The sequence below is a fragment of the Gilliamella mensalis genome (assembly GCF_900103085.1).
In the GTDB taxonomy this organism is placed as follows: domain Bacteria; phylum Pseudomonadota; class Gammaproteobacteria; order Enterobacterales; family Orbaceae; genus Gilliamella; species Gilliamella mensalis.
Genome location: NZ_FMWR01000017.1, coordinates 150,735 through 167,669, shown reverse-complemented (window position 1 = coordinate 167,669; position 16,935 = coordinate 150,735). Strand labels below are relative to the sequence as shown.

The following is a 16,935-nucleotide window of genomic DNA, read 5'->3' as shown; positions in this document are numbered from 1 at the left end:
AGTATCATTAATTCACCCAATTGCGATGGCAGAAGGTTTACGTTTTGCGATTCGTGAAGGTGGTCGTACTGTTGGTGCAGGTGTTGTTGCTAAAGTTATCAAATAATGTGATTAAGCCTTCGTGGCAAGAGAAAAGGGTATCATTTGATGCCCTTTCTTATCTAGTCTGTTTAGCAAAATGCTTTTATAAAAAGAGCATTTTGGAAAATAGATATTACTATAAATAACATAATCATAGGTTTTATATGCTAGTAAGTAACGAGAGTCAAGATACAAATACTATTCTAGATAAACTCAAATGGGGTTTAGTTCTAGTATTGATTGCGTTTGTTGTTTGGGGAAATTTTTATTTTGCTGAACCTAATGATATATATCAACCTAATACAATCGTTCGGATTATTGTGGTTGTTGTGATTTCGCTGTTAACTTTGCTTATTGCGATCACAACAAACAAAGGTAAGTCATTTTTGTCATTTTTACAAGAATCTAGAAAAGAGTTAAGAAAGGTTGTATGGCCAACTCGTAAAGAAACGACACAGACAACTTTACTTATTGCAGCTATCACAGTTATTGTTGGTTTAGCGCTTTGGGGAATGGATTCTTTATTCCGTTCAATAATCTTTTATTTAACATCAATAGGGCGTTAATATGAGTGAAACACAACAACAAAAACGATGGTATGTTATTCAAGCTTATTCTGGTTACGAAGCACGTGTTGCACAATCATTACGTGAATATATCAAATTACATAATATGGAAGATGCATTCGGTGAAGTATTGGTTCCAACCGAAGAAGTTGTTGAAATGAAAAGTGGTCAACGTCGCAAAAGTGAACGTAAGTTCTTCCCCGGTTATGTATTAGTTGAAATGATGATGAATGATGCAACTTGGCATTTAGTAAAAAGCGTACCAAGAACAATGGGCTTTATTGGTGGTACTTCGGATCGTCCTGCGCCAATTAGCCAACGCGAAGTTGATGCTATCATGAATCGTTTACAACAAGTTGGTGATAAACCGCGTCCTAAAACGTTATTTGAGCCGGGTGAACTTGTTCGTGTTAACGAAGGTCCATTTGCTGACTTTAACGGTGTAGTTGAAGAAGTTGATTACGAAAAAAGCCGCTTAAAAGTTTCCGTTTCTATTTTTGGGCGTTCGACACCTGTAGAACTAGATTTTAGTCAAGTTGAAAAGAGCTAATCTTTTGATATAGCTTTTTACTGAATTAGCAATATCTTTTACAAAACCACAAGAGTCTATCTTGTGGTTTTTCTTTTATAAAATAAATATAATGCCTTTCGAGAATTTAAGAATAATAGTTCTATATCTAATATATTTTATTAAAGTGAGTCGCCAAGGTAGATAAAACCACTATAGGATCATAATTTAGTTTATTATTAATATAATATAGGCAATCTATTCTTTTTTAGATTTTTTTATTCTTTTACCCATATCAATTACCCATATCAATGTGATATCCCAACCAATAGTTAGGCCAGCGTGCTTCGATTCCTATATTATTAACTATTAAAGCAACCATGACTAATAAAACCGAACCTATAGCTTGTAAGTAAAGTGTTACTTAGGCGGAATGATTTTTTTAAAAAATCACTTACAGATGTTATCGCTGTTTTTTCTGAAAAAAAAGACAAAATCAATGCAATTATTTCATGGCATATAAAATGGTTTAAGAATGATAATTACCGTGGTTGTATGTTTGTACGAGCCAAGTCTGAATATAACAATAAAAGCGAAGAAATATGCGCTATTGTTAGTGAACATAAAAAGTGGATTCAAGATAGGATTTTTGAATGTCTAGGAGGCACAAAGTCATGTGAACAAGCATCTTGCCTAATTATGTTAATACTTGAAGGTATGATATCTTGCACATCCGTTTTTGGTATTGAGGGATATGATTTTGAACAGGCAAAAATGTATATCTATGATATCGTCGATAACATTGGCGAGGATAACCTATGAATTTAAATAGCTGGCTTATAGACAATGGATAGCCATTACCTCAAGCCTATTAACCGAAATGATCAATTTAATCTAAATTAAACGATTCCAGCTGTTGTTGTAATTCTAACCATTGTAGTTCTGTTTCTTCTAATTGATTTTTAAGTTGGCTTTGCTCTAGTAACAAAGTTGTAAGTTCGTTTTTATTGCTCGCGTCATAGATTGTAGGATCAGAAAGTTGTTCTTCAATTTGCTTTAATTGATGGGTTAATTTATCAAGCATCTGTTCTTCTTTTTGTAACTGTTTTTTTATTGGCTGCATTTGTGCACGTAATTCAGCTTGTTTACGTTTTTGCTCTTTACGATCTTGAGCTGATATATTACTTGTATTTTCTTTTTTTTGGGAATTTATTTCGTCATTTGATTGGTTATCATTTTTTTGTGCTTCGGCTAACCATTTTTGATAATCATCAAGATCGCCGTCAAATGGTTCAACTTTATGATCATGGACTAAATAGAATTCATCGGTAGTCGAACGTAGTAAATGGCGATCATGTGACACCACAACTAATGCACCGTCAAAATCAATTAGCGCTTCAGTCAACGCTTGTCGCATATCTAAATCTAGATGGTTAGTTGGTTCGTCTAATAAAAGAAGATTCGGTTTTTGCCAGACAATTAAGGCTAAAACAAGTCGCGCCTTTTCACCACCTGAGAAAGTTTTAACTGGCTCGGTGACTTTATCGCCTTGAAAATCAAATCCACCTAAATAATTACGCAATTCTTGCTCTGTATTTTTCGGTTCGGCAAGTTGCGTTAAATGCCAAAGCGGTGACTCATCGGGGCGTAGATATTCTAATTGATGTTGAGCAAAATAGCCTAATTGAACACCTTTAGCGAGATTAATATGTCCTTCTTTAGGTGCAAGTTCTCCGGCGAGTAATTTAATAAGCGTTGATTTCCCGGCACCATTACGCCCTAATAAGCCAATGCGTGAACCAGGGACTAAATTAAGCTTAATTTTTTCTAGTATAATTTTATCATCATAACCCGCTACAACTTTTTCCATCATTAACAAAGGACTTGGTAAGAATTCAGATGGCTTAAAATTAAAATGAAATGGATTATCAACATGAGCAGGTGCAATCAGTTCCATTCTTTCTAACATTTTTATACGGCTTTGTGCCTGTTTAGCTTTTGTTGCTTTGGCTCTAAAGCGATCGATATAATTTTGTAAGTGTGCAACTTTTAGTTGTTGGCTTTCATAAAGAGACTGTTGTTGTGCTAACTTAGTAGATCGTTGAATCTCAAATGAAGAGTAGTTACCGGTGTATTCAAATAAACTTTTTTGTTCAATATGAATAATTTTGTTAACTAATGGATCCAAAAAATCACGATCGTGAGAGATTAAAACCAACGTTCCCGGATAGCTATTTAACCACTTTTCAAGCCAAATGACAGCATCTAAATCAAGATGATTGGTTGGTTCATCAAGCAATAATAAATCAGAACGACACATCAATGCTTGAGCTAAGTTTAATCGCATTCGCCAACCACCGGAATAGGACTTAACCGGTAACATTAATTGTTCATTAGAAAAACCAAGACCATGTAGTAAGGTTGCCGCTCGAGCGCGAATTGTCCAAGCATCAATGGTATCAAGCTTTTCATGAATGACCGCAATTTGTTGACCATTATTTTGCTCATTGGCAATATTTAACTGCTTTTCTAATTGACGATATTCACGATCGCCATCAATAGCATATTCAATCGCAGGGATATCTAATGCGGGTGTTTCTTGATTGACCCAAGCAAGTTGCCATTGCGATGGTATACTTAATGTGCCAGCATCTGCTTGAATTTCACCTTTAATTAGTGAAAAGAGTGTCGATTTTCCGCAACCATTTTTACCTACTAATCCCACTTTTTGTTGAGGATTAATGGTTGCTGAAGCATTATCTAAAAGTAAGTTAACGCCTCGGCGCACTTGGATTGAATCAAAAACTATCATGGTATTTTTGTCTATTATTCAAAGTAAAATAGGTTAATAAAAAATTGTTTTAATCATCCAAAATTAGGAACGTTATAAAACAATCAATTTAAACAAAAAAGCCCTTTGTTAAAACAAAAAGGGCTTAAATTTAATTATTCACAGGACTATTTTTTTACTGCTGATAAAGCACGGCGAATAAAAAAAGTACATATGCCAACAAAAACAAAGAGACCTAAAAGATCAGGTAACATACCTAAATCGAGAGGTATTGCAAGTGGGGCATCGTTTCCACCATTGGTAATGCTAATCACAATTACAATGGCTAATAGAACGCCCACTAAGCTTTCCCCAACAATCAATCCAGATGCAATTAATGCCGCTTTTCGATCAGCCTTTTTGAATTGCTCTTGTGGATCTAAATTTTGTGCTTTAGCTTTTTTGTAAGTATTACGTTTAATTATCCATGATAATAAAGTACCGATAATAATCGGTGTTGTAATACTTGGCGGTAAATAAATACCTAAACCAACAGCAAGCGCAGGTATACGAAAGTTAAATTTATTTTTAGCAAGAATTAAATCAATAACGATAATACCAGCACCTAAAGCAAGTCCTATTAAAATCATAGTCCAGTCAAGTTGATGGGCAAAAATACCTTTAGCAATTGTTGTCATAAGCGTTGCTTGTGGTGCAGCCAAAACTTGAGTTGCATCCATCTCAGCGCGAGGTAAAGCGCCGGTAAAGCCATAAGCGTTATATAAAATTTCTAAAATAGGCGCAATAACAATGGCACCAACAACACAGCCAAGTAATAATGCCACTTGTTGCTTCCATGGTGTAGCATTAACTAAATAACCTGTTTTTAAGTCTTGTAGATTATCATTTGAAATACAAGCTATTGCTAATACAGCGCTGGTAGTAAAGAGTGCAAGTGCTGTTGCAAAGTTGGAGCCTTCGATAGAAGCTAGCATACCATTCGCTTCGCCTAAGCCCAATAAGATTAATGAAATGACAACTACAGCAACAATTGCTATTCCTGATATTGGGCTTGCTGATGAGCCAACAAGCCCTGCCATGTACCCACAAGCTGCAGCCACTAAAAAGCCCATAATGAAAGCAAATAATACTGCGCAAAAAACTAATGTCCAAGCCACGCCTGTCGATAAGCCACTATCAGCAATAAATGAATAAAATGTTGTTAGCAAAATGACTAACATACTGCCCATGATTAATAAAATAGCTTTTGGTGATAAATCTCGCTCGGTTGGTGCGATATCGTTTCCTGATACATCTGAACGCATACTTTTAAATGAGATTTTTAATCCTTCTATCATTGGTTTTATTAACGTAAGTAGTGTCCAAACCGCTGCAATAGCAATCACTCCCGCACCAATAAAGCGTATATCTTTTGCCCAAAATCCCATTGCAACTTTAGATAAAGGCAGACTGGTATCATAATCGGTAATTGCACTTAAAATTGGAACGCCAAATACCCAACCAATAATGGTTCCAATTAAAATAGCAATTCCTGACATAATCCCGATCAAATAACCGGCGCTCAGTAATGCTAAAGAAAATCCCAAAGGTAGTTGAAAAATGGACTTGCCAGCAGTAAACCAATAAGCGGTACTTTCAGATAAAAGACGAAAACCATTAGTAAATAGACTAACAATAGAGGCAATAACACCACCAAATAAGATATCCTTTAATCCATCATTAGCTTCGTTATTATCGGATTTCGAACCAGCCTTTAAAATTTCAGCGGCAGCCACTCCCTCAGGATAAGGCAAATTACTTTTAACGACCATTACATGTCGCAATGGGATTGAAAATAAAACCCCAAGCATTCCACCAGCGGCACATATTGCAAAGGTTAGCCAAAAGGGAAAGTTTTGCCAGTAACCAATCATTAACAAACCAGGAAGCACAAAAATAATGGAAGATAATGTGCCTGCTGCCGATGCCTGAGTTTGCACCATGTTATTTTCTAAAATAGTTGATCCCGAAAACAGTTTCAATATTGCCATTGAAATCACTGCAGCAGGAATTGCAGATGAAAACGTTAATCCCACTTTTAAACCAAGATAAACATTCGATGCAGTAAAAATGACAGTAATAAAGGCACCAAGGATGGTGCCTCTTAAAGTAAGTTCACGTAAATTATTCATATTTTTAATAAAGTCAATTTAATAGGGGGGTATTATATACTTAATTCGCTTTTATCGGCTAGAAGTTCTGTAAATAGACGTATTTTTGTGGATTTTATCGCTATTTTTGGTGAAATAATTACCAATAACATCAAAATATATTGAAATTAATCTTTAAAAAATAACCTTTTTGCGATGAAACCTTTACAATGAAACTAAGCAATTACTTATTTGTGGAGGATATTTTGAACGGATTACAGCGTTTACAAGCTATTATCAAACAACTTCGTGATCCTGTTAATGGTTGTGAATGGGATCGAGTTCAAACTTTTGCGTCTTTAAAATCATATACATTAGAAGAAACGTACGAAGTACTTGATGCCATTGATAAACAAGACATGGATGAATTAAAAAAAGAACTTGGAGATTTACTATTTCACATTGTCTTTTATGCTGATTTAGCCCAAGAACAAGGAAGCTTTGATTTAGATGAGGTCTGTTTAGCGGTTGCTGATAAATTAGTTTATCGTCATCCCCATATTTTTACCGAAAATAAGGTTGAAAAACCTAACTGGGAACAACTTAAACAAAAAGAGCGCGATCAAAAAGCACAATACTCATTGCTTGATGATATTCCCCAAGCAATACCCGCCTTAATGCAAGCTGAAAAAATTCAAAAGCGTTGCGCCTCGGTTGGTTTTGATTGGCATGATATAAAACCTGTACTTGATAAGGTAAAAGAGGAAATTGGTGAAGTTGAGCAAGAATTAGAACGAACCAAACAAGATCCACAAAAAATTGAAGAAGAGTTAGGTGATTTATTGTTTGCTACCGTCAATTTAGCTAGGCATTTAAGGGTTAAATCAGAACTTTGTTTACAGCAAGCTAATAAAAAATTTACTCGGCGATTTCAGCAAGTAGAATCGATACTTAAACAAAAAAATTTGTCTTTAATTGATGCAACGCTTGAACAAATGGAAGACGCGTGGCAAAGTGTTAAACAACTAGAACAAATTAACCCTAATAGTGAAGTAACTCATCATGACTGAACAAAAAAACGAACTGTATCAAGAAATCGAAGCATGGGCACAAAATGCCATTTTAAACAGCCCAACTTGGAGTATTAATCAGCTCGATTATTCCGAAAAGAGTATCTCTGTCGTTGAAATGATTATCAGTGAACTGGCTGAAAAGAACTTCAGCATATCAGAAGAACAACTCAACATGATATCGCAGGAATACGGATGTTATTTATTACTCACCGCCCATAAATTATACGGTGGTGAGTTTTATTGGAACGAAGAGTTTGAACAACCCATGTTAATTTGCTGTGAACCTGATGCCATGATAGTACTTATGACATGGAACAAAGTAAAAGGGCGTTTAGTGGGGGATAAAGCCGATCATATTGCCTATTTCTTAGATGAATTTGGCAAAGCGACTTTCCAACCAGAAAAAGGTAAGCATGTGGTTTATTTGTAATAAAAACAAAACCACGAAAACAGATAAATATGAATTATCCATTATATTATTAAATTAAATGGAGATTGGGGATGAATTACAAACTTTATATAGGCAATAAAAACTACTCAACATGGTCTATGCGACCTTGGGTTGCAATGAAGCATTTTTGCATCCCTTTTGATGAACAGCTTATTCGATTTGATAACTTTGACGATAATTCTACTTTTAAAGCAACCGTATTTGCAATATCGAAATATGGAACAGTCCCCATTTTAGTTGATAATGATGTGGTTATATCTGATTCTTTGGCTATTTGTGAATACTTGGCTGAAAAACATACCAACTTAGCTTTATGGCCGACAGATACTAAGAAAAGAGCTATAGCTCGAAGTTTAGTGGCTAAAATGCATTCAGGATTTCCAGCAATACGAAACCATTTACCGATGAATATTGAAGCGGAGTTTTTCGAAATAGGGCAAATTATTTTACGTGATCATGCTGATGTTAAAAACGAAATTTCTCATCTTGATGAATTGTTATCTTCTTTCTTAAATCTTAATTCATCTGAATCTGACTACTTATTTGGTGAGTTTACTCTTGCTGATGCTTTCTATGCGCCAATGTGCTTAAGACTCAAAAATTTTGGTATTAAAACATCGGCAACGTTAGCCAACTACATTGACACTATTTGTCAAACTAATAGCGTTAAAGAATGGATAAATGGCGCAATGCAAGAAAAAGACTTTATTGTAATGGATCAACCTTATCGTCTACATAGATAAGTAGCAGGTTCTAAAATATTGCTGAATTAGTCATGTGATAGCCTCAAATTTTTGAGGTTATGTTATTAGTTTACACACAAAGCAATATTATTCATATCTAAACAATGATTATTAGTTATTCATCAATAGTCGTTTATCAAACGAATTTTGTTCTTAACGAAAGATAATATGAATATAAAACTACAAAAGGAATTATTACTAAAATTAATAAACATGTACTAGCACCAATCTTATGCTTGAAATAGCATCTATCATCTTCTTGTTCATCTGAAAATTTTAATCTTTCACTAAAACAAAAACAGCTGAAACAAAACGTCTCGATAAAAAACTAATTTTTATACTCAAGTGTGTGCTACTTGGAAATTTTTAATAAAGTTTCTAAGATTTTATGCAAAAGTATAATTAAGATATGATTAACAAAACTTTACAATTCTTTTACCAAAAAAGTGGCAAGTTTTTTTGAAACGTCTATACTTAATTAATTGTAAAGCTAAGTTAGTTTAATAAAAGAGATTACTTGATAGGCGGAATGTTATGAGGTATTATGTTAGCTACTGGAAATGGCAACCTTATGTATTTTATGTTTTAAGGTATCACTCTAGCCGATTATTTTCACTAATCTTATTATTATCATCTAAAGTCCCTTTAGCATTAATGTTCTTGTTTCTATTGCCTTATTCATCATGTTCGCGGGCATTATCAGCTTATACATCAAGCACGATTCAAGGTACGGCACCATATTTTATGCTTGATGGAGGTAAAATTAAAGCTAGTACAACGGAAGATTTATTAAGTATCACTCTATCAGATGGTCAAATTATTACGCCAAAAAATAATCCTTCATCACATACAAAACCAATAGAGTTGCCCGATCTAAAGGATAACTTTTCAACTATTGGTATGGTTGTACCAACAACAACTAATTCAATTGAGTACAACCAACTCATTGATGGCACGCAAAATAACTACTGGGCTGCTGATGATGATGGTGATGGACAAGAGGTAGATGGAATAACCGCAACTGGTACTTTAACGGTTAATATCACGGATAAATATGGTCACACAGTTGGACGTCATGATGTGTTAAGAACTTGTAACGCACCTTACCAAGTGGAGCTGAGTAGTTCTGTTGGTAGTCTAAGTACGAAGTACGGTATACCTAATAGCCGAACTTTTTGGGGTAATAAAGTAACTTATTATATCACACCAAAGCCTTCCCCTATAATTTGCTACTTAGCAACTGGTTCAGTGGAGGACCTAGGTAATTACGCTGGTCCTGCTTACATGTGGGAACCAAGTGAGGGTTTTATACCTCAATCCTTTACACCTAAATCTTACAACCTTAACTTTCCAACCACAGGTGCGAATGGTCTATATTTTTATTTGAAAATAGAAGGTGTTGGTCCTCTGACTTGGCCATCAACTATCACAAAGGGCGGTATAACAGTCACTACAAAACCAAATTCAACAGGCTCCAGGGTGCTAGTTACCTTAACAGGCCCAGTAGCAGAACAAACTTCTAGTCCTATTGTTAAACCAGCCTTACCACAGAAATTTGAGTTACTTGGTAAAGATAGTAGTGGTAAAGTGATATTAACTTATGGATTTGAATTAAATAAGTGGTTCGTCAGTAGCGGAAGTCGATACAATTCAGCTTCCGGTACTGCAACTTGGTGTTCAAACTTAGGATATCGTTTGACACAAGTAAGAGACCTTACTAATGCGATTTGTGATAATTCAAGTGGTCTTTCCTGCGAAGGATCAGTTGGCGCCACTCCGTCATCATCAGGTAACAATTACCATCGCCGAATAGCTGGTGGTTTTTTCAGTGAATGGGGGGCGATGGATGCTTATCCTGATTCAGAATTTGAATACGTAATCTATTGGACAAGTGATATAAGTAATAAGAGTAAAAGCTTTGGTGTCTCCTCATATATGGGCTTTATTGTCGGCGAAGATTCATCGAGCCTCCGCTCTGGGATATGTGTTTATCCTTAAATTTTAGCACTTGCTCTTTGGTCTTGTTGCTAATGTTGCTAACTGGATTAGAAGTAATCAAGATTTAGCAACTAAGGAAAAGTTGCCCTCGTTATGGGAATGAACTAACAAAATTAGTGATCAATACGCTTTTATAGCTAACTTACAATAAAAGTTCTTTTCCGTAATGTAAAAAACAAGAAAACCTCTCGCAACAGAACTCAAAAACTTATTTTATGTTCAACTATTTAATTACCTGAAGCTTTTGGCAAGTGTTTTTGAAAAAAGGTTTGAGGATTTTTCATCAAAAGCTTAATCAAAAAAGTTCAGGTTTGGTGATACGAAGATACATGTACGTGAAATAAAGTTATATTTGATTTTATACCGTTTCAGCTTGAAATTGCTTTATTTTTATAGCTAAATTATCAGTTATTTTTTTATTATTATGTAAAATCTACTGTAGGATGTAGAAAATAAACCCGCTTAAAATAAGCGGGTGTTATCTTAAGTTGAAATGGTATATAAGTTAAACTTCTAAGTAATCCAATATGCCTTCTGCCGCTTTGCGCCCTTCATTAATCGCCGTTACCACTAAATCCGACCCCCGAACGGCATCGCCACCGGCAAAGATTTTAGCATTACTCGTTTGGTAACCGTTAGCTTCTGGCGCAATGATTCGACCTTGTGCATCAAAATCAACCCCTTGTTCTTCCAACCACGGCATAGCATGTGGCTTAAATCCAAATGCCATTACCACTGCATCGGCAGGTAGGACAAATTCTGAACCTTCAATCATGACTGGTGAACGTCGACCTTTTGTGTCGGGCTCGCCAAGCTCGGTTCGGACCATTTTTACGCCTGTCACTTGTCCAGTGCTGTTAATTTCAATGCTTAGTGGTTGTACATTAAATTGGAATTTTGCACCTTCTTCTTTTGCATTTTTAACTTCTCGTTTAGAGCCCGGCATATTGGCTTCGTCTCGGCGATAAGCACAAGTTACTTCGGTAGCGCCTTGGCGAATCGCGGTTCGTACACAGTCCATTGCCGTATCACCACCACCAAGCACAACCACACGTTTATTTTTCATGTCAATGTAAGGTGCATCTTGGGTTTGTTGATGTTGCATGAGGTGCTTGGTATTGGCAATTAAAAATGGCAGTGCATCGTAAACGCCGTCAGCATTTTCATTTGAAAGACCGGCTCGCATTGATTGGTAAGTGCCTGTGCCAACAAAAACCGCATCAAACTCATTGAGTAGGTCATCTAGTTGGATAGTTTTACCCACTTCGGTATTGAGACGGAATTCAATGCCCATTTCAGTAAAAATGCGTCTTCGATTGATTAATACTTCTTTATCGAGTTTAAACGCCGGAATGCCAAAAGTGAGTAATCCGCCAATTTCTGGGTGTCGATCAAATACAACGGGCATTACGCCATTTCGTACTAAAACATCAGCACAAGCAAGACCAGCAGGGCCTGCACCAATAACCGCGACTTTTAACCCCGTTTGTTCAACATTCGATAGGTTAGGTTTCCATCCCATTTTAAAAGCTTCATCAGTAATATAACGTTCAATATTCCCAATGGTGACAGCACCAAATTCAGCATTTAAGGTGCAAGAGCCTTCACAAAGGCGATCTTGTGGGCAGACTCGACCACAAACTTCGGGCAGGCTGTTGGTTTGGTGCGAGAGTTCAACCGCTTCTAAAATTTTACCTTCGTTAACTAATTTTAACCAGTTTGGAATATAGTTATGAACAGGGCAACGCCATTCACAATAAGGGTTACCGCAAGCGAGGCAGCGATCAGCTTGAGCTTGGGATTGTGAAGATGAAAATCCTTCGTAAATTTCAACAAATTCAATTTTGCGTATGTTCAACGGTTTTTTCGGTGGTTCAACACGTTGTAAATCGATAAATTGATAAACATTTTGACTCATTTTCGTGTTCTCCTTACTGTGCTTGGACGTGCAGTTCTGCCGATGAGCGACTGCGGTGTCCAAGTAATGCTTTGACATCACTGGATTTTGGTTTGACTAATACAAATTGTTTGGCAAAATCATTCCAATTAGCCAAAATTTCTTCAGCCCGTGATGAATGAGTAAGTTGAGCATGCTCCATTATCAAACCACGTAAATGTTCTTCATGAATTGAATAATCGGCAACATTTAATAGTTCTACTAACTCTTTATTAATGCGTTTATGAAAATCACCATCTGTATCTAAAATATAAGCAAAACCACCGGTCATACCCGCACCAAAGTTAACGCCTGTTTTGCCTAATACGCAGACAATGCCACCAGTCATATATTCACAGCCATTGTCACCAATACCTTCAACCACACTAATTGCGCCAGAATTACGCACAGCAAAACGTTCACCTGCTCGACCTGCGGCAAATAATTTACCACCTGTAGCGCCATATAAGCAGGTATTACCTGCAATGGTTGCTTCATGGCTTAGAAATGCCGAACCTTGTGGTGGACGAATGACAATACGACCACCAGTCATACCTTTACCAACATAATCATTGGCATCACCGGTTAGCGTTAAGTCCACGCCGCCGGCATTCCAGACGCCAAAACTTTGCCCCGCCGTGCCGTTGAAGTTTAGCGAGATCGGATCGGTGACTAAGCCTTGATCGCCATATTTTTGGGCAATATAGCCTGATAGGCTTGTGCCAACCGAGCGATCGGTGTTTTGAATGTCAAAATAGAAGCTTTTGCTTTGACGGTTATCAACAAATTGTTGTGCTTGCGTGATGATCTCTTTATTGAGTACCCCTTTATCAAAGGGTTTGTTATCTTCTATGCAGTAAACCGGTTTGCCTTCGAGTGGGGTGGCGGTTTTTAGCAGTCCAGATAGATCCAGTTTTTGTTGTTTCGCAGTGATGCCGTCAAGTTCTAATAATAAATCAGTCCGTCCGATTAAATCGACAATTCGACTTACGCCTAGTTCTGCCATCACTTCTCGTGTATTACGTGCAATAAAGCGGAAGTAGTTCATGGCTTTTTCAGGCAGGCCATGATAGTGCTCGCTACGTAATTTTTCATCTTGTGTTGCAACACCTGTTGCACAGTTATTAAGGTGACAAATACGCAGATATTTACAACCCAATGCGACCATTGGACCAGTTCCAAATCCGAAGCTTTCCGCCCCTAAAATAGCAGCTTTGACAATATCGGTACCGGTTTTTAATCCACCGTCAACTTGTAGACGGATTTTGTGGCGTAACCCATTGGCGACTAACGATTGTTGTGTTTCAACCAGTCCAAGCTCCCAAGGTGAGCCTGCGTATTTGACCGATGTTAATGGGCTCGCACCGGTTCCACCGTCATAACCAGAAATGGTGATGAGATCAGCATAAGCTTTAGCAACACCAGTTGCAATGGTACCAACGCCTGGTTCAGATACTAATTTGACTGAAATCATTGCGTTAGGGTTAACCTGTTTAAGGTCAAAAATAAGTTGCGCTAAGTCCTCAATTGAATAGATGTCGTGATGAGGTGGTGGCGAAATCAAAGTAACACCGGGTACCGAAAAACGTAATTTTGCAATATAAGGCGTTACTTTATCACCGGGTAGCTGACCACCTTCCCCCGGTTTTGCGCCTTGTGCGACTTTAATTTGGATAACATCAGCACTCATTAAGTAACTTGGCGTTACGCCAAAACGGCCTGATGCAACTTGTTTTATGCGCGAAACTTTTATGGTGTTGTAGCGTGCCGGATCTTCACCACCTTCCCCTGAGTTGGAAAAACCACCGAGTGTATTCATGGCTTCGGCAAGCGATTCGTGCGCTTCTGGGCTCAGCGCACCAATTGACATGGCTGCTGAGTCAAAGCGTTTGAATAGCGATTCTTCAGGTTCGACTTGTTCCAGTGGAATAGCTGCATCTTTAGGTGGATTGAGTTTTAATAAATCACGTAATGTGGTAATAGGGCGATGATTGACGATATCAGCATAACGTTTGTAATCGTCATAATTGCCATTATTGACCGCTTTTTGTAGTGACTGTACCACATCTGGGTTATAGGCATGATATTCGCCACCATGGACAAATTTAAGTAGTCCACCTTGTTCTAATGGTTTTCTTTTTAACCATGCACTTTTCGATAAGTTAAATTGGTCTTGTGTAAAATCATCAAAATTAGCACCACTAATACGGCTAGTGACACCTTGGAAACAAAGCTCAACCACATCCTTATGTAATCCAACCGCTTCAAACAGTTTTGAGCAGCGGTAAGAGGCAACGGTTGATATCCCCATTTTAGACATGATTTTGTATAGGCCTTTGTTGATCCCATTGCGGTAATTAAGAATTGCTTCGCGATAAGATTTATTTATTGTGCCATTATCGACCATTTGACCTAAGGTTTCATAGGCTAAGTAAGGGTAAATTGCTGTTGCTCCAAAACCAAGCAGCACTGCAAATTGATGTGGATCACGACAACTTGCAGTTTCAACAATGATATTGGCATCACAACGTAAATTTTTTTCAACTAAGCGCTGTTGTACAGCACCAACAGCCATTGGTGCCGGAATTGGTAAGCGATCGGCCGCGATGTTTTTATCTGATAAAATCAGTAAGACTGTGCCATTACGCACTTTTGCTTCGGCATCACCACATAATTGTTCAATGGCATCACGTAAGCTGCCATCAATGTCATAAGTGATGTCTAATGTTTCTGATTTGTAGTAACGCGACTCTAACGAGGTTAATTGTTGTAAATCAGAATAAACTAAAACTGGATATTTAAATGCCACACGATGCGCTTGACCTTCTGCTTCGGCAAATACGTTCATTTCTCGACCGATGCTGGTTGAAAGCGACATAACATGCGCTTCACGTAGTGGATCGATAGGTGGATTTGTGACCTGTGCAAATTTTTGGCGGAAATAGTCATAAATTAAACGAGGTCTACTTGATAATACGGCAAACGGCGTATCATCACCCATTGACCCAGTGGCTTCTTGACCATTTTCACCGAGTACACGAATGCACTGGTCAAGCTCTTCAGCGCTATAACCAAACTGTTTTTGATAAGTGGCAAGTAATGTATCGTCGTAATTGCGTGAACCAATGTTATCATCAGGTAAGTTTTCAAATGGTATTAGCTGTTTAACATTTTTTGCCATCCATTCTTTATAAGGATGACGTTTTTGTAAATCGTTGTCTGTTTCAGACGATTGTAATATGCGACCTTCTTCGGTATCGATAACTAATAATTCACCCGGGCCAACACGACCTTTAGTGACAACTTCATCAGGTTGATAGTCCCAGATACCAATTTCAGAGGCACAGGTAATAAGTTTGTCTGTCGTTATTACATAACGCGCAGGACGTAATCCATTACGGTCTAAATTACATGCCGCATAACGTCCATCTGACATGACAATACCCGCAGGTCCATCCCAAGGTTCCATATGCATTGAGTTGAAATCGAAAAAGGCACGCAGGTCTTCGTTCATGTCAGGATTATTTTGCCAAGCAGGGGGAACAAGCAGGCGCATAGCTCGTACAATATCCATTCCACCAACAAGGAATAGCTCTAGCATGTTATCTAATGAACTCGAATCAGAACCAGTGACATTCACAAACGGTGCGGCATCTTGTAAGTCTGGAATGAGTGGCGTTTTAAATTTGTATGAGCGCGCTTTTGCCCATTGGCGGTTACCTTCGATGGTATTGATTTCACCATTATGCGCCAGATGGCGAAAAGGTTGCGCTAATGGCCAACGTGGCACGGTATTAGTTGAGAACCGTTGATGGAATAAACAAATAGCCGTTTCCATGCGGATATCAGCCAAATCTAAATAGAACCGAGGTAAATCTTTAGGCATACATAAGCCTTTATAGATATTGACCTGATTGGAGAAGCTACAAACGTAAAATGTATCGTCTTTCACCCGTTTTTCAATTCGGCGACGCACCATATATAAGCGACGTTCTAAATCGATTTTTGTCCAACCGGCGGGCGCATTAACAAAGACTTGTTCGATTTTTGGTAATGAAGATAACGCAATTTCACCGAGTACGCTTTTATCAATCGGTACTTCACGCCAACCTAGAATAGATAAGGTTTCTTCAGCTAATTCTTCTTCAACAATCTCGCGGCTTGCTTGCGCTTCTTTTTCGTCTTGGCTTAAAAATAGCATACCAACGGCATAATTAGTCGCTAAACGCCAGCCCGCGTCTTGTGCCATTACTCTAAAAAATCGATCGGGTTTTTGCAATAAAAGACCACAACCGTCGCCAGTTTTTCCATCAGATAAAATGGCGCCGCGGTGTTGCATTCTGGCTAAACCGTGAATTGCAGTACGCACCACTTTATGACTTGGTTGCCCTTCAATGTGAGCAATTAGCCCAAATCCGCAGTTATCTTTTTCATGATGCTGATTATATAACATATCATTGCCTCTAGTTCATCGCTTTTATAATTTGAGAAAGTATAGGCATTAATCCCATATTAGGTGTGAAGTTAATTAAAAATCAGTTTTTGGTCAAATAAATATTACTTATAAGTCAATCTTCTAATAATTTATATTGGTGTTATTAATAAGGCTAATAGTGGTTTGTATTATGTTCATATTTCATAATTAGAGGTAAACTATTA

12 protein-coding genes are annotated in these 16,935 nt (G+C 37.5%); 8 read left to right on the top strand and 4 right to left on the bottom strand.

What is annotated here, in order from left to right; all coding sequences use genetic code 11:
* The 4 genes from BQ5209_RS09795 to BQ5209_RS09780 form a co-directional block, all read left to right on the top strand.
* On the top strand, positions 1–106 hold a 106-nt coding region (locus tag BQ5209_RS09795), incomplete at its 5' end, for an EF-Tu C-terminal domain-related protein (protein WP_208610004.1).
* Between the two features lie 139 nt (positions 107–245).
* Positions 246–647: a preprotein translocase subunit SecE gene (gene secE, locus BQ5209_RS09790; protein ID WP_085248548.1), complete on the top strand. Its 402-nt coding sequence runs from the start codon at positions 246–248 to the stop codon at positions 645–647.
* Between the two features lies 1 nt (position 648).
* Positions 649–1,197 carry a transcription termination/antitermination protein NusG gene (nusG, locus tag BQ5209_RS09785; RefSeq protein ID WP_085248546.1) on the top strand — a complete coding sequence of 183 codons (549 nt, stop codon included), beginning with the start codon at positions 649–651 and terminating at the stop codon, positions 1,195–1,197.
* A gap of 375 nt (positions 1,198–1,572) precedes the next feature.
* Entirely contained in the window at positions 1,573–1,977 is a 405-nt protein-coding gene (locus tag BQ5209_RS09780) for a hypothetical protein (protein WP_085248544.1), read from the top strand.
* Positions 1,978–2,044: 67 nt separating this feature from the next.
* On the opposite strand, the gene BQ5209_RS09775 is transcribed toward BQ5209_RS09780, so the two are convergent.
* Together BQ5209_RS09775 and BQ5209_RS09770 are read right to left on the bottom strand one after the other, a co-directional pair.
* On the bottom strand, positions 2,045–3,967 hold the full coding sequence (locus tag BQ5209_RS09775) for an ABC transporter ATP-binding protein (protein WP_085248542.1): 1,923 nt from the start codon (positions 3,965–3,967) through the stop codon (positions 2,045–2,047).
* Positions 3,968–4,113: 146 nt separating this feature from the next.
* Complete coding sequence (locus BQ5209_RS09770) at positions 4,114–6,117, bottom strand: OPT family oligopeptide transporter (RefSeq protein ID WP_085248540.1); 2,004 nt, start codon at positions 6,115–6,117, stop codon at positions 4,114–4,116.
* 224 nt (positions 6,118–6,341) lie between these two features.
* Between BQ5209_RS09770 and mazG the strand changes: the two genes are divergently transcribed.
* The 4 genes from mazG to BQ5209_RS09750 all read left to right on the top strand — a co-directional run bounded on the left by mazG (position 6,342) and on the right by BQ5209_RS09750 (position 10,340).
* Positions 6,342–7,145, top strand: a complete 804-nt coding sequence (mazG, locus tag BQ5209_RS09765; protein ID WP_208610019.1) for a nucleoside triphosphate pyrophosphohydrolase — start codon at positions 6,342–6,344, stop codon at positions 7,143–7,145.
* Positions 7,138–7,578, top strand: coding sequence for a phage holin family protein (locus BQ5209_RS09760; RefSeq protein WP_085248536.1), 441 nt, complete (start codon positions 7,138–7,140; stop codon positions 7,576–7,578). The genes mazG and BQ5209_RS09760 overlap by 8 nt, the downstream gene beginning before the upstream one ends.
* A 71-nt stretch (positions 7,579–7,649) precedes the next feature.
* The gene (locus BQ5209_RS09755) at positions 7,650–8,342 is read left to right on the top strand and encodes a glutathione S-transferase family protein (RefSeq protein ID WP_085248535.1); all 693 of its coding nucleotides are present in this window, start codon (positions 7,650–7,652) and stop codon (positions 8,340–8,342) included.
* Between the two features lie 534 nt (positions 8,343–8,876).
* On the top strand, positions 8,877–10,340 hold the full coding sequence (locus BQ5209_RS09750) for a hypothetical protein (protein WP_085248533.1): 1,464 nt from the start codon (positions 8,877–8,879) through the stop codon (positions 10,338–10,340).
* Between the two features lie 505 nt (positions 10,341–10,845).
* Here BQ5209_RS09750 and BQ5209_RS09745 read toward each other — a convergent pair.
* Both BQ5209_RS09745 and gltB read right to left on the bottom strand, forming a co-directional pair.
* Positions 10,846–12,258: a glutamate synthase small subunit GltD family protein gene (locus BQ5209_RS09745; RefSeq protein WP_085248531.1), complete on the bottom strand. Its 1,413-nt coding sequence runs from the start codon at positions 12,256–12,258 to the stop codon at positions 10,846–10,848.
* 13 nt (positions 12,259–12,271) lie between these two features.
* Positions 12,272–16,729 carry a glutamate synthase large subunit gene (gene gltB, locus BQ5209_RS09740; protein WP_085248529.1) on the bottom strand — a complete coding sequence of 1,486 codons (4,458 nt, stop codon included), beginning with the start codon at positions 16,727–16,729 and terminating at the stop codon, positions 12,272–12,274.
* Positions 16,730–16,935: the final 206 nt, after the last annotated feature.

Excerpts from the sequence above, each read along its gene's own strand:
- BQ5209_RS09770 (WP_085248540.1), bottom strand. The coding sequence starts at position 6,117 with ATGAATAATTTACGTGAACTTACTTTAAGAGGCACCATCCTTGGTGCC.
- BQ5209_RS09755 (WP_085248535.1), top strand. The coding sequence starts at position 7,650 with ATGAATTACAAACTTTATATAGGCAATAAAAACTACTCAACATGGTCT.
- secE (WP_085248548.1), top strand. The coding sequence starts at position 246 with ATGCTAGTAAGTAACGAGAGTCAAGATACAAATACTATTCTAGATAAA.
- nusG (WP_085248546.1), top strand. The coding sequence starts at position 649 with ATGAGTGAAACACAACAACAAAAACGATGGTATGTTATTCAAGCTTAT.
- BQ5209_RS09750 (WP_085248533.1), top strand. The coding sequence starts at position 8,877 with ATGAGGTATTATGTTAGCTACTGGAAATGGCAACCTTATGTATTTTAT.
- gltB (WP_085248529.1), bottom strand. The coding sequence starts at position 16,729 with ATGTTATATAATCAGCATCATGAAAAAGATAACTGCGGATTTGGGCTA.
- BQ5209_RS09760 (WP_085248536.1), top strand. The coding sequence starts at position 7,138 with ATGACTGAACAAAAAAACGAACTGTATCAAGAAATCGAAGCATGGGCA.
- BQ5209_RS09745 (WP_085248531.1), bottom strand. The coding sequence starts at position 12,258 with ATGAGTCAAAATGTTTATCAATTTATCGATTTACAACGTGTTGAACCA.
- BQ5209_RS09775 (WP_085248542.1), bottom strand. The coding sequence starts at position 3,967 with ATGATAGTTTTTGATTCAATCCAAGTGCGCCGAGGCGTTAACTTACTT.